Annotated in this window: 3 protein-coding genes; all 3 read right to left on the bottom strand. The window is 66.3% G+C overall.

Annotated features, from left to right (window positions below; translation table 11 throughout):
- Positions 1-29: 29 nt before the first annotated feature.
- Positions 30-1001 carry an AAA family ATPase gene (locus Q8Z05_RS14280; RefSeq protein WP_305940274.1) on the bottom strand — a complete coding sequence of 324 codons (972 nt, stop codon included), beginning with the start codon at positions 999-1001 and terminating at the stop codon, positions 30-32.
- Positions 1002-1101: 100 nt separating this feature from the next.
- On the bottom strand, positions 1102-7206 hold the full coding sequence (locus Q8Z05_RS14275; RefSeq protein WP_305940273.1) for an Ig-like domain-containing protein: 6105 nt from the start codon (positions 7204-7206) through the stop codon (positions 1102-1104).
- 175 nt (positions 7207-7381) lie between these two features.
- A complete protein-coding gene (locus Q8Z05_RS14270; protein ID WP_305940272.1) occupies positions 7382-13552 on the bottom strand; it encodes an Ig-like domain-containing protein in 6171 nt (2056 codons plus the stop codon).
- Positions 13553-13621 lie beyond the last annotated feature (69 nt).

Here is a 13621-nt window from a genome sequence, read left to right as displayed (position 1 = left end):
AATGTGCCGGAAGGGTGCAGGGGCACCTTTTAGACGGCGGCGCGCTGCTGCGGGGCAGCGACGTCCGTCAGAACACGGGCCAGCACGGCCTCCGCGGTGGCGCCGGAGAATTCCGCTTCCGGGTCCATCACAAAGCGGTGGGTCCAGACAACGCCCGCGAGGTCCTTCACGTCGTCCGGCAGGACGAAGTTGCGGCCCTGGCTTGCTGCCCAGACCTTCGCAGCCCGGACCATGGCCAGGGCACCGCGGACCGAGACGCCGAGCCGGGTTTCGGGGGCGTTGCGGGTTTCCTCGCACAGCCGTGAGATGTATTCCAGCACCGCGGTGTCCACGTGTGTGGTCGCTGCGAGGTCGGCCATATCTGCCACTGCCTGTGTGGTGATGACGGCGGAGAGCTCCTTGGAGCGGTCCTTGAGGTTGGCCCCGCCCAGCAGCTGCACCGTTGACGCGTGGTCCGGGTATCCGATGGACGTCTTGATCAGGAACCGGTCCAGCTGGGCCTCAGGCAGCCTGTAGGTTCCCGCCTGCTCGATCGGGTTCTGGGTGGCCATCACCATGAAGGGCCGGCCGGCTTCGTACGTGGTGCCGTCCACGGTCACCCGTGACTCCTCCATGACCTCCAGGAGGGCGGACTGGGTCTTGGGCGAGGCGCGGTTGATCTCGTCCGCGAGGACAATGTTGTTGAAGATCGGGCCCTTGTGGAACTCGAACTTCTGGGTTTTCTGGTCGTAGATGGTCACGCCCGTGACGTCGGACGGAAGCAGGTCCGGCGTGAACTGGATGCGGTTGTTGGAGCCCTGCACGGTGGCAGCGAGTGCCCGCGCCAGGGAGGTCTTTCCGGTGCCCGGTGCGTCTTCGAAGAGGACGTGCCCTTCGGCGAGCATGGCCATGAAGGTCAGGCGGATGACGTGGGACTTGCCCAGTACGGCCTGGCCGACGTTGCCAACGAGCTTCTCAAACGTGCCTGCAAACCAGTCGGCCTGCTCGGTTGTCATGGTCATGGGTGAATCCTCTTCCGGGTTCGGGTGAATCTTCGGGCCGCTGCCCGCTTAGTCCAGCGATTAGTCTAATTGTTATTTGTGGTGCCGTCATGACCGCTCCCTACCGCCGCGGCATGCCTCCCGGCGGGTTGGTGCCCAGCGACGTGGTGTCGCCGCGCGCGAAGTTGCCGCCGGCCGCTCCCGAGGTGAGGTGGTACCAGACCCGGCCGCTCCAGACCACGTAGTAGTCCGTCTGTGCCGTGTAGCCGGTCTCAAACCACCGGCCCGGGCTAAGGCACTGGTCCGGGTTGGTATTCCGGTAGCTGTCGGTGCTGCTGTTCGGCTCCGTGCAGGTTCGGACCGGAGTAGCCCGGATGTCCCACGACGTCGGCGCCGGGGGCGGCGGCTCTGCGCCGCTGCGGGACGTATCGCTGCCGATGCGTCCCGGCTGGTTGGCACTGATGGCGCGGACCCGCAAGGTGTGCGTCTCGCTGAAGCCCACGCTCTTCGAGAATGACCGCTGCCCGGTGTCCTGCCAGTTTCCGCCGTCCAGGCTGTACTGGTAGCCGGTCACTGCCCGGCCGTTGCCGCTGGGCTGGTTCCAGGTCCAGGAAACCGTCCTGTCCCCGACGCCGCTGCTGTTGCTGCCCGTCACGGTGGGGGCAAACGCCAGCCCGTACGGGTTCACAGTGTTGGAAGCCGGGCTGGCGTCGCCCGCAGTGGAACTACGGGAGGATACCGCCCACACCACCACGGCGGTATCCGTGCCGTTGGCTGCCGCCACGACGCCGCCGCCTGCTGCGATGTTGCCGCTGCCGCCGCCGGACGTCAGCCGGTACTTGTAGGTGATCTCGCCGGGAGTCGATCCGTTGCGCTGGGCATCGGTCAGCACAGGGAACCTGACATCGATTTTGCCGCCGTCGCCGTTGGTGTCCTTCAACGTCGCGGTCGGTTGGCCCACCATGTCGGGCTTGCCCACTGCGCGGACGGCCGCAGACTGTGCGCTGGTGCCGGACGTGCCGGCCTTGTTGGTGGCTGACACGGTGAACGTATAGCCCGATTCGGAGTTGTCCACCGTGACGTTCTGCGACGTCCCGGAGACCTGCTGCGTAGCCACGACGGCGCCGCCCCGCAGCGTGGTCAACGTGTAGGCCGAGATGGCGTCGCCATTGTTGTTCGGGGCTGTCCAGGTCACCCTGAGCTGGCTCTGTGTTCCGACGGAACCTGCCGCCGCCGCGCTGGGAGCTGCAGGGGTGACCGGGACTCCGGCGGGGATTTCTGCGGCAGAGTAGGCACTCCACTCGGAGGGCTCCTTGGCATCGTTGCGCGCCAGGACCCGGACCTTGTAGGACACTCCGTTCTGCAGCCCCTTCCAGACGTAGCTGAGCGAGGTCAGGTTCTGGATCTGCGCGTTCTGCCCGGCGGGCGCCGGGGAGATCTCCAGGTCATAGGACTTGACGGGCGAACCCTTGCTGGCCGGGGCCGTCCAGGTGACCGTGAGCTGCTTGTCGCCGAACTTCAGCGCCGGGGCAACCGGAGTGTCCGGCTTGACGTCCGGACGGACCTCGGCCGAAGCAGGGGACCTGTCGGACTCGCCGAACTCGTTCGTGGCGGTCACCTGGAAGTGGTACTTGGTGTTGTTGGTCAGGCCCGTGAGGGTGCAGGAATTGGCCGGGCAGTCCTGCTGGAAGCCGCCCTCACCGTAGACCGTGTACTTGGTAATGGGTGAGCCGCGGTCCGCCGGTGCGGTCCAGTTCAGCAGGGCTGTCTGGTCGCCCACACTCTGGGCCTGCGGGGTGGCAGGTGCCAGCGGCTTATCCTTCACAGTGAGGCGGATCCGGGCCGTAGCCTGCCGTGACCGCTCCCCCGTCTTGTCCTCGACGGTGTAGGCCACCACCAGGGTCCCGGTGAAACCGGAGGCCGGCGTCACGGTCACGTCGCCACCGGACACCTCGACGTCGCCGCTGCCGGTCTCGGTGGCGGCGGTGACGATTTTCAGCGGAGTTTCCGGGAACGGATTGGAGTCGTTGGCGAGGACGTTCACGGATACGGGCTTCCCGGCAGCCGCGTTGGGCTCGACGTCGTCGCTGGCCACCGGCTTGGGCCGGTTGGAGGCCGTGACGGCCAGCTGGAATGTTGCGGTGGCTTCGAGTCCCCGGGGATCTTTGGCTTTGATCTGCACGGCACCTGCGGTGCCGGTGGCCGTTGCGCCGTCGACCGACGCCTTGAGGGTCCTGCCGTCGATGCGGGCGTTGAAGCCGGCCGGGCCGTCCCCCACCAGCTCATACGTCATGTTGTCCACGTCGTCGCGGTCGGGGTCTGAGGTGAGCCTGCCCAGGTCGGTCTCGGCGGATTCGCCCTTCGGAACGTCCACGGAGCTTCCCAGCAAGGTGGGCGGGTTGTTCCGGTCGGGATCCGGCAGCACCTTGGTCCGGATGCTGAGCGTCGACTTCAGCCCGGCAGGATCATCCGGACCGGTACCGTCGGTGACTTCAAAGCTGATGGAACCCGGTCCCACATAGTCCTGGCCGGCGGTGTATTTGATCGCCGCGCCGTTTCCGGCCACCGGGTCGCCACCGTCGGAGCCGATCAGCTTAATCCGGTCGGTCTGCGTCAGGCGGGGCGACCGTCCGTCGCGGACCTTCACCCATTCCTTCAGGTCCACCGTCACGGACTGTCCGGCGATGACCTCGAGGACCTCGTCCTTCGCCAGCGTCGGCACCTGCTGGCCGATGCCGGGCACCCAGATGATGGCGGTGGACTTCTGTCCGTCCACGTCCTCGACGGTATACGGGATGAGCTGCGGCTGCTCCGTCAGCTCCACCACCATGTTGCCCTCGGTGCCTGGCCGGGCGGTGGTGGCATCGGTAGCGATCTTCAGGTTCTCGCCCACGCCGTCCGGGTCTTCGTCGTTCTTCAGCACGGGAACGTCAACGGCGGTCTTGCCAAGGGTCTGAGCGGAGGTCACGCGGTCGTCCCGGGCAATCGGGGCCTGGAGCGGCACGTCGTTGCGCACGTTCACCCGGATGGTGGCCTGGGCCGAGGCGCCGCGGTCATCGGCCACCGCATAGCGGACATTGACCGTGCCCTCGCTGGCCGGAGCCTGCAGAATGATGCGCCCGCTCGTCTTGCTGACGGTCGCCTGGAGTTCCGCAGGCGCTTCGATGCCGTCGCTGGCAATGCCGATGGGGTCGCCGTCGGGGTCGGTGTCGTTGCCGGCGGCGTCCACCGCAATCTGGCGTCCAGGCCGGACCTGCACGTCGTCGTCAACGGGGGTGGGTTTCTGGTTCGCGTCGCCGCGGGGCGCGATGCCAACAGTGACCGTGCCGGTGTTGACGGCGCCCTGCCGGTCCACCACCCGATAACGGAAGGTGTCCGTGCCCGCGCCGTCGCCGGCCGCGGTGAAGTCGATGAAGTTGCTGCCCACCATGGCGGTGCCCATGTTCGGGGTACTGTCGATGCCGGTCAGCTGGACTGAGTCGCCGTCGGGATCGATGCCGTCCAGTTCCACCGGAATCCGGACGGTACCGGCCGCCACCACCCTCGCGGTCAGGTTCTTCGGCTGCGGCCGGGAGTTTTCGGCGCCTTCCAGCGGCAGGACATGGATGGTCACCGCAGCCGCGCTTTTCTGGCCCTGCGGATCGACGGCGTTGTAGATGGCGCGGACCGTCTTGGGCGTGGAACCTGCGATGAACCGCAGCGTGTTTTCGGATACGAAGCTCTGGCCGTCCTCGGCCGCCACCGCCTGGGGCAGCACCGGATCCACGGTCAGCTTCTGCCCCTGGGGATGGGTGTCGTTGGCCAGCACCGGAATGGTGACGACGTCGTTGACGCGGACGTTCACTTCGTCAGGTTTCGGCTGGGGTGCTTCGACCAGTGCGGGCGCCGGCACGGGCACCACGGAGACGCTGCCGGTGGCGGACTTCTTTCCGTTGGACATCGTGTACTTGAACAGGAAGGGTTCCTTCGTACCGAGCACGTCGGTGATCCGCAGCACGCTGTGGTCGATCACGCTGACCGATGCCGTGGTGTTTTCCGGGAGCTGGACCGACTGCAGCACCAGCACGCCGCCGGAGGGATCGGAGTCGTTGGCCAGCGGGTCAAGGAGCACGCTGCCGCCTGTCGGCATGAGTGCCACGTCATGGACCGCCACGGGGTCGCCCGTGTCCTTGCCTGATTCCACGTCCACACGGATGAGGCCCTGGCTGCTCTGCGGACCGTTGCTGGCGATATAGGTCAGGTAGACGGGGCCGGCGGTCTCGCTCCGGAAGGTGAAGGTGCCGCCATCGGTGACGGGGCCGAGTTCGGCGGGGCCGGAGGCTTCCACCTGGGCGAGCCGGAGGGCGCCGCCGTTGGGATCGACGTCGTTCTTCAGCGGTGCGATCACCAGGTCCTGGCCGACGACGGCGGTGACGTGGTCGGCGTTGACCACCGGCACCAACGCGCCCGGCGGCTGCACGTTCACCACCACCTGCCCGGTGGTGGTGTCGCGGCCGTCCCAGACGGACACCGTGACGGTCTTCTTGCCGGGGGCTGCCCCGGAATCCTGGTAGGTGAGCAGTCCGTCGCGGCGGACCTTGACCTGGTCCTGGTCGTTGTCCGCCTTGGCGTCCATCAGCACGAGGTCGTCGCCGTCGGGGTCGGTCCAGTCCGTGAGGATGTTCTGGCTGACGGTTTTCCCCTGCTCCACCAGCATGGTGGTGGGTTCGCCGCGCTTGAAGACCGGCGGCTTGTTCTCGTCCGGGCCGACGATGTTCAGGGACACCTGGCCGCCGGCGGAGAGGCCGCGGCCGTCCGCAGCGTTGTAGTCGAAGGTTTCGGAGCCGGGCTTGGCGTCGGCGGGCACGGTGATCTGGAAGGCAGTGCCGCCGTAGATGTTCTGGAGGGTGCCCGAGGCAGGGCCGGAGCCGCCGACGGACGCCGTCAGGACGTCGCCGTCGGGGTCGGAGTCGTTGTCAAGGACGCTGAGGATGGTGGTGCGGCCCGGCCGGACCCCGGCGACGTCGGGTTTGGTTTCCGGCGGCCGATTGGGCTTGGTGCGGTCCGGGAGGATGTTGATGGTGTTGTTGTCCGCGGATTCCTGGTCCTGCTCATCGGACTGGTTCTTGGGCGGGACCACGTCGTCCCAGTTGTTGACCAGCAGCATGTTCTGGTTCACCAGCCACACATTGCCCGAATTCACATCATTGAGCACCACCAGGTCCCGGTTCACCCGGAACACATACGACGGCGACGCACTCGCCTTAGGCACGTCCACAGTCTTGTCATCAGCATCATTCACACAGTCACGGACATACTTGTTCGCCCCCGACCACGCCGCATGGACACACCCTCCCAGCTGCACCGGAGCCGCCGGAACACCCTCACCATCAAACGACACCGCCTTCGCCGTCGAACCATCCAGCGGCTGCTTCAACAACGCCTTCGGCGTCGCCACCGCCACCACATCCGACTCCGGCCCGGACTGCTGCAACTTCGCATCCCGCGCATCCGCCAACGCCAACTCACGCCCGCCCGGCAGGAACAGCTTCCCCCGCCCGGCATCAAGCACCACCGGCTCATCCCCCACCACAGCCAGCTGCAGATCCCCCGCACCCTTCAGCCCGTCCCACGTGCTGGAGTCGGTGGAGGTGGTCGCACCATTGGCATCAACCGCGGTGATGGTGACGGCGCCGGTCTTGGGATCGGCGCTGTAAATCCTGTTGTCCGGACCGACTGCGGATACCAGCCCTTCCGAACCGACCAGGGCGGGCTCGGTGGCTTCCTCGTCGAATCCGTTGACGGTGGACGGCGAGAGGGCCCAGACCTTGCCCTTGGAAGGGTCGGTCACGGAAATGACACTGGAACCGAAGCTGACATCGGCTGAGCCGGGCAGCTGCTTGTCACCGCCGAGCTGCATGCTGGCCGGGGACACCTGGTTCAGGGTGGAGCCGGTTTCATCGTCAACGAAGATGTTCCCGGAATTCTGCAGGATGTCGAAGGTAGTGCTGGCAGGCGTCACCGCACCATCCAGCACCCGCGAGGGATAATTCAACCGGCCCACAGCATTCTTGGCCTTGCTGACCACCCACACGCCGCCGTCGTTCAATTCCACCTCAGTGGTCTTAAACCCCGGATAAATCACCGCACCGGCCACCAGCGCAGCACCAGCCACCGCAAAAACGGTGCCGGTAACCAACTTCCTGCGGCGCTCCCTGAGACCCAGCCTGCCGAACAGAGTTGTCACAAGTTTTCAAATCCCTCAAAATCGCGGCCGCCCCCAGGGCAGCGTTTCCAAAGACCCGGTACCGGGCTCTCTGTTTCCCGCGACAGCCTACCCAACCATCCGCGGGACCGCGATGGGGAGCTCTCCCCGACCGCCTGACCTGCGCATCCTTCCGCAAAGCCGTCCGTAACAGGGCTCAGCACGGCGGCACCCCCGCGTTGCCGGGTTCTCCCAGCGTCGTGGATCCTGCCACCACGTAGCGGCCCACGTTGCGGGTGGATCCCGCTTCAAGCCGGTACCACGTGCGGATCGGATTGGGGGTCCAGTGGTCGCTTTGCACGATGTAGCAGCGCACCACCATACGGTCGGCGTCGGCCACATACGCCCACGGTTCCCGGTGGGCATTGATGCCGTCGCAGTCGTAGTAGGGCGCCGGCCGGTAGTTGGCGCCGCCCAGGGTGTAGGTGCATGACCGGACGAACTTCGGATCGGCAGAGCTGAGCGTGGTGGTCCACTCGCCGCGCTGGCCGGACCTCGCGCTCGCTTCAGCAACCGGGCCGCCCTGGCCCAGCGAGTTGAACGTCTGGACCCTGATGCTGTGGCTTTCCTCAAAGCCTGCGGTGTTGATCACGCGGCTGCCCGACGCCGCAACGGTTTCCCAGTTGGGACTGCCGTCGATGCTGATCCGGGTGGAGGCGACGTCGTTGGTGGCGGTGGATGGCGAACTCCAGTTCAAAGTCAGCGACTTCTGGTTCATGCCGCCGTTGGTGCCGGAGGCGGACGGCGTGCCGGGCGAACCGTACGGCGTGGCCGCCGCCGGAGCACTCGCGTCGGAGCTCGGTGCCACGCTTGAATTCGCCGTGACGGTGATCCGGGTCTGGCTCCCGTTAGTGAAGCCGCCCACGGTCTGGCCGGGGGCAATCGGGCCGGACTGTCCGGTGGAGGCCTTGAACGTGTAGCTGACCTCGTTGGCCGTGGAGCCGTTCCGTTGCCCGGCGGTCAGCTGATTGAAGTTAATGGTGACTTGCCGGCCTGCGCCGCCCGTGTCTGCCTCGGTGACGGAGACACCGGTCACCTGGCCGAGTTTGCCAGTGGCGCGCCGTGGCGCCGACTCACCGCTCACTTCGCCCTTTCCCGCCTTGTTTTCCGCCTGCACGGTGAAGGTGTAGGCCGTTTCCGAGTTTGCCGCCGTGAACGTTGCCGTGCGCACCGTGCCCGGGACGGCCTGGGTCTGCGGAGCCATGCCGCCGCCGGCCATGGTGACGTAGTAATTCCGGATCGGGTCACCATTCGTGTTCGGCTCCGTCCAGTTAACTTTCAACTGGTTTTGCGTCCCCACCGATGACGCCACAGCGGAGGTGGGAGCGGCCGGCGCGGCCGGGACACCCGCCGGATTGTCCTCGGCGGAGTAAATACCCCAGTCCGAGGGGCCCAGTTCATTCACGGCCTGGGCGCGCACCTTGTAGCGCACTCCGTTCGTCAGCCCGGGCCAGGTATAGGTCAGGCCGGTCACGCCGTTCTTCACGGCGATACCGCTGGCCGGCGGCGGGGAGATCTCCAGGTTGTAGCTCTTGACGGCGGACCCCTCGGTCTTGGCCGGCGGCCAGTTGATCACCATGTCCTTGTCACCGGCTTTAACGGCAGGGGCCTCCGGCGGGGACGGCTTTTCGTCAGGGCGGATCTCGTTGGACGGCACCGAAGGCTCGGATTCGCCCACCTCGTTGGTCGCCGTAACGGTGAAGACGTACTTGACGTCGTTGGTCAGCCCGTTGAGGGTGCACGTCGTCGTCGGGCACTTCTGGGTGAATCCGCTGGAACGCACGGTGTACTCCGTGATCGGAGCACCGTTGTCCGACGGCGGCGCCCACTTGAGGACGGCGGTGCGGCTGCGGACATCCGTGGCGGACGGCGCCGACGGCGCGTCAGGCTCGTCCCGCACCGTGATGCGGATCCTGCCGCCGGCCTGGCGTGACGCGTCCTCGGTCTTGTCAACCACCGTGTAGCGAACCACCATCACGCCCTTGAATCCGTCCGCCGGAGTCACGGTGATCGAGTCCCCGGACACGGCAGGCTGGCCGGCCGCGGATCCGGTCTCCACGGTGGCTGCCACGATTTTGAGCGCGGTGTCACTGAACGGGTTGAAGTCGTTGGCCAGCACATTGACAGTTTCCGGCCGTGCGGCGTTGGCTTTCTCCACCACGTCGTCATTGGCCACCGGCATCGGCCGGGTGGAGGCGACGTGCCGGGCCGAAACGGTGGCCCTGACCGCCGGGGACCTGCCATCCGTGACCTTGACGGGGATGCTGCCGCTGAAGCCTACCGGCACGGATTTGTCGGCGCTGACCTTCAGCGTGCTGCCGTCCAGGCTGCCGGTAAACCCTGCCGGCAGGGCTCCGTCCAGCTCGAATGTGAGGTTGTCCTTGTCCTGTTCGTCGACGTCCTCGGCAAGCGGACCGAGTTCCAGGGTGGCCGTCTCCGCCTTGGGAACGTCCAGCGATGCGCCGCTGAAGGTGGGCGGATGGTTGGCAGCCGGATCCGGAATGACCCGGGTAATGATGGTCAGGACGGATTTCAGGCCTTCGGGATCATCCGGTCCGGTGCCGTCCGTGACCTCGAAGGTCACCGAGCCGGGGCCCACGTAATCGGTCTTGGCCAGGTAGCGCAGGGCCGTCCCGTTGCCGGCGATCAGGTTTTCGTTCGAGCCGCCCTGGACGGCGACACGGTCAGCGACGGTAATCCGCGGCGTGCGCCCCTCACGGACCCTGACGTAGTCGTTGAGGTTAAGGACGATTTCCTTGCCGGCCATCACCTCCACGACGTCGGTCTTCGCCAGTGTGGGGACCTGCTGGCCCTGGCCCGGCACCCAGATAACTGCCGTGGAACTTTGGCCGTCGGCGTCCGTCACGGTGTAGGGAATCAACTGGTCCTGCGGCGACAACGTGACCACCACGCTGCCCGCGGCGGCCCTGGCATTGGGATTGCCGTCAGGCAGGCCGATGGACAGTTCCTCTGCCACGCCGTCGGGATCCGAGTCGTTCCGCAGGACCGGAACATCAACCGCCGACTTCCCCAGGGTTTCCGCCTGCGTCACGTGGTCGTCCTTGGCCACCGGCGGCTTGAGCGCCGCGGTGGGGCTGATGCGGACGCGGACGACAGCACCGGCAGAGGCCTCCTTGTCGTCCCGGATGAGATACCGGATGCTCTCGTTCCCTCCTGCGGCCGGAGCCGTCAGCAGGACCTTGGATGATTCGGTTGCTTTGACCTGAAGTTCGGGGCGGGCTTCGAAGCCGTTGGCCACGAGTGCGATCGGGTCCCCGTCGGGGTCGGTGTCGTTCAGTAGCACGTCGACGGCAACGTTGCGGCCGGGCCGCACCTCCACTGCGTCATCGACGGCGATCGGTTTCTGGTTGTTGGCTTCGGGCGGTGCGATGCCCACTATGACCGTCCCGGTGTTCTCCGCTCCAACGCGGTCCCGGACCACATAAGTGAAGGTGTCGGTCCCCGCGGAATCCCCGGCGGCAGTGAACTCGACGTAGCCGTCCTTGACCACGGCGGTGCCCATGGCGGGCGCTTCCCCGATCCCCAGGAGCTGGACCGAATCGCCGTCGGGGTCGATGCCGTCCAGCTGCACCGGAATGCGTACCGTCATCCCGGCCACAACCCGTGCCGTGAGGTTGTGCGGCTCCGGCCGGGCGTTCCTGGCATCGTCGCGGGCAGCGATCCTGATGGTTACCTGCTGGGAGTCGGTCTGCCCGGACTCGTTCTGCACTTTGTAGATGGCGTACACCGTCTTTGGCGTTTCGCCGGCGATGAAGCGAAGCGCTTCTCCGGCCGTGAACATCCTGCCGTCGGCGGCGTCAGGTTGTTGCGGCAGGTCCGGGAGCAGCGTGAGCTTGCCGCCGTTGGGGTCGGTATCGTTGGCCAGCACCGGGATGGTGACCACGTCCCCCGATCGGACAACAGCCTCGTCGGGCTTCGCCTGCGGGGCCTGCAGTTTCGCCGGCGCAGGCACCATCAGCACAGCGATCTCCCCCGTGGCCGAGGCCTTGCCGTTGGAGATGGTGTACTTCAGGGTCAGCTGCCCTTCCGCGCGGAGGTCGCTAATCCTGACCACCGAGTGATCCAGCACTGACACCGTGACGGGCAGGCCGTCGGCGGCGGTGACCGACTGCACCACGAGTACGCCCCCGGAGGGGTCCGAGTCATTGCCGAGGACGTCCACAAGGACGCTGCCGCCGGTGGGCAACAGCGCGATGTCCCTTACGGCGACCGGCGCGCCGCCGCCGTCGGCCTCTACGACGTCCACGCGGACCAGCTGCTGGGCGCTGGCCGGACCGTTTGTGACCAGGTACGTGACGTAGTGGGCCCCGGGTGACGATGAATTGAACGTGAAGGTCTGCTGGTCTGCGCCGATGGTGGCTGAGGACTGTGCATCAGGGGTCGCCTGGGCCAGGCGCAGCGAGCCGCCTTGGGGATCGGTGTCGTTCTTCAACGGTGCGATGACGGTGTCCACGCCGGCGACCGCGATAATGTGGTCGGCATTGGCCACCGGGGGAAGCGCACCGGGGGCCCGGACATCAACGGTGACTTTCCCTTCGGCGGTTGCCCTGCCGTCGGAAACAGTGACGGTCAGCGACTTGCGGCCCGGCGCAGTTCCGGAGTCCTGGAAGCTCAGCAACCCGTCCGGCCTGATCTTGACCTGGTCACGCGGGTCGGTGCTGGTGGCACTGACGGCATAAAGGTCATCGCCGTCGGGATCAATCCAATCGGTCAGGATGTTCTGGGCCACCGTCTTTCCGGACTGAACCACGATCGCGTTGTTCCGGTTCGGTTTCTGCCGGGGAGCCGTGTTCTCCGAGTCAGGCACCACGGTAAGCGCGACGTCTGAGCTGCCGGACAGTCCCCGGCCGTCGTCCACGGTGTACTTGAAGCTCTCCGTTCCGGATTTTCCGGCCGGCACGGCCACCTGGAATCCGGTACCTCCATAGATCGCCGACAGGGAACCCGTCGTCACCTCCTCCGGCGTCCGCAGCGTGAGGACGTCACCGTCCGGATCGGTATCGTTGTCCAGCACGGGCAGCACAGTGGTCTTGCCTGCCCGGACGCCGAACACGTCCGGCTTGGCCGCCGGCGGATTGTTCGGCTTTGTGCGGTCGGGAAGGATGGTCTGCTGAACTTCGTCGGCTGAATCCTTGTCCGCATCATCGGATGTCTGCTGCGGCGGGACCACGTCGTCCCAGTTGTTGACCAGCAGCATGTTCTGGTTCACCAGCCACACATTGCCCGAATTCACATCATTGAGCACCACCAGGTCCCGGTTCACCCGGAACACATACGACGGCGACGCACTCGCCTTAGGCACGTCCACAGTCTTGTCATCAGCATCATTCACACAGTCACGGACATACTTGTTCGCCCCCGACCACGCCGCATGGACACACCCTCCCAGCTGCACCGGAGCCGCCGGAACACCCTCACCATCAAACGACACCGCCTTCGCCGTCGAACCATCCAGCGGCTGCTTCAACAACGCCTTCGGCGTCGCCACCGCCACCACATCCGACTCCGGCCCGGACTGCTGCAACTTCGCATCCCGCGCATCCGCCAACGCCAACTCACGCCCGCCCGGCAGGAACAGCTTCCCCCGCCCGGCATCAAGCACCACCGGCTCATCCCCCACCACAGCCAGCTGCAGATCCCCCGCACCCTTCAGCCCGTCCCACGTGCCTGTTTCGGACGCCTTGGCTTCACCGTCCGCGGACACTTCCGTGACGGTCACCTTGCCGGTCTTCGGATCCACGCTGTAGATGCGGTCGTCGGACCCGACGGCGGATACCAGCCCCTGCGATCCTTGAACGGCCGGCTCACTGGTTTCGGGATCGAACCCGTTAACGGACGACGGCGACAGCGCCCATGTCCTGCCCTTGGCCGCGTCCGTCACTGAGATGACATCCGAACCAAAGCTCACATCAGCTGCACCGGGCAGCTTCTTGTCACCGCCCAGCCGCATGTTGGCGGCGGAAACCTGGTTCAGGGTGGAGCCCGCATTGTCGTCGACAAACACCGTCCCGGCGTCCTGCAGGATGTCGAAGGTAGTGCTGGCAGGCGTCACCGCACCATCCAGCACCCGCGAGGGATAATTCAACCGGCCCACAGCATTCTTGGCCTTACTGACCACCCACACGCCGCCGTCGTTCAACTCCACCTCAGTGGTCTTAAACCCCGGATAAATCACCGCACCGGCCACCAGCGCAGCACCAGCCACCGCAAAAACGGTCGCCCGGAGGACCTTGCCGCGCCGCTGGCGCCGGCTTTGGCCTTGGACCGAACCTGATTCAGGCCGCGCGGAAAGCAGTAGCCGTTTCATTACCAGTATTTCCCCCACCAAACGCTGTCCGGGCACGCCAGTACCCGCTGTGCAACACAGCCGGGCCAG

The organism is Arthrobacter oryzae (assembly GCF_030718995.1).
GTDB lineage: Bacteria > Actinomycetota > Actinomycetes > Actinomycetales > Micrococcaceae > Arthrobacter > Arthrobacter oryzae_C.
This window is presented reverse-complemented; position numbering and strand designations above follow the sequence as displayed.

Coding starts and splice junctions, on each gene's coding strand:
- Q8Z05_RS14280 (WP_305940274.1), bottom strand. CDS start 1,001: ATGACCATGACAACCGAGCAGGCCGACTGGTTTGCAGGCACGTTTGAG.
- Q8Z05_RS14270 (WP_305940272.1), bottom strand. CDS start 13,552: ATGAAACGGCTACTGCTTTCCGCGCGGCCTGAATCAGGTTCGGTCCAA.